The organism is Mesorhizobium sp. M7A.F.Ca.US.005.03.2.1, from assembly GCF_003997795.1.
Taxonomy (GTDB): domain Bacteria; phylum Pseudomonadota; class Alphaproteobacteria; order Rhizobiales; family Rhizobiaceae; genus Mesorhizobium; species Mesorhizobium ciceri.
The window spans coordinates 1-939 of record NZ_RZRP01001375.1; the positions used below are offsets into that span (position 1 = coordinate 1).

Annotated in this window: 1 pseudogene; it reads right to left on the minus strand. The window is 69.3% G+C overall.

The window, feature by feature from the left end:
• Positions 1-939, minus strand: a pseudogene (locus EN991_RS37890) (chromosome segregation protein SMC); the annotation flags it as partial.

The following is a 939-nucleotide window of genomic DNA, read 5'->3' on the forward strand; positions in this document are numbered from 1 at the left end:
GTGCATTGCGGGCGGCGTCCAGCCGATGCTGTGCGTCACGACCGGCCTGGCGCGTGTTGCGCTCGGCCTCGCTTGCCAGGCGGAGCGCCTGTTCGGCCTCTCCCAGCGCCTCCTCGGCCTGGCGCAGAAGAACCGGCTGGCTGAGCTCGATGCCGAGGCGATACAGGCGACGCTCGTCCTGCGCCAGGCGGCGGGCGAGCTGTGCCGGCGCGTGGACCACGCTGGCCAGGCTCTTCACGCCTTCCGGCAGAGCCGCGTCGCCGGGTTGGATCGCGCCTTCGCCCCAATGCACCGGCGCGCTGCGGTCGAGCGGCACGTCGAGGTCTTCGCCAAGGGCTGCACCCAGCGCCGTTTCGAAACCGCGATCGACGCTGATCTGCTCCAGCACGGCCGGGAAGAGATCGCCGCTGGCGGCATTGAGGATTTTTGCCAGCGTGCGCGCTTCGGTTTCGATCCTTGCCAGCTCGGCCCTGGCATCCTGAAGCGGTGGCCGGGCAGCGCTTTCGGCAGCGCGGGCATCGATGACCGACTGCTCGGCCTCGGACACGGCAGCCTCGGCCTCCTCCAGCAGCGCCATGGCCTGTTCGACCAGCACCCGCTTCTCGGCCGGATCGGGCAGGCCAGCGACCTTGGAGAGTATCTCCGACAATTCCCGGTCGACATCGGCAAGCTGACGCGCGAAGCGGTCGCGGCGCTCGGCGGTATCGCGCAGCGTCCGTTCGATCTGGTTGCGCGAGGCGGCAGCCTCGGCCCGCTCGGCAGTCAGCGCGGCGAGTTTGGCTTCGCTTTGTGAAAGCGTAGATGCCGCTTGTTCGAAAGCCGCGCGGGTGGTGGCCTCGCGCTCGGCGGCACCAGCATTTTCCGAATTGAGTGCCGCCTCTTCGGCGCGCAGGCGCTCGAGAATGTCCGCGTTGTCGCGGACCATGCGCTCCTCACGCG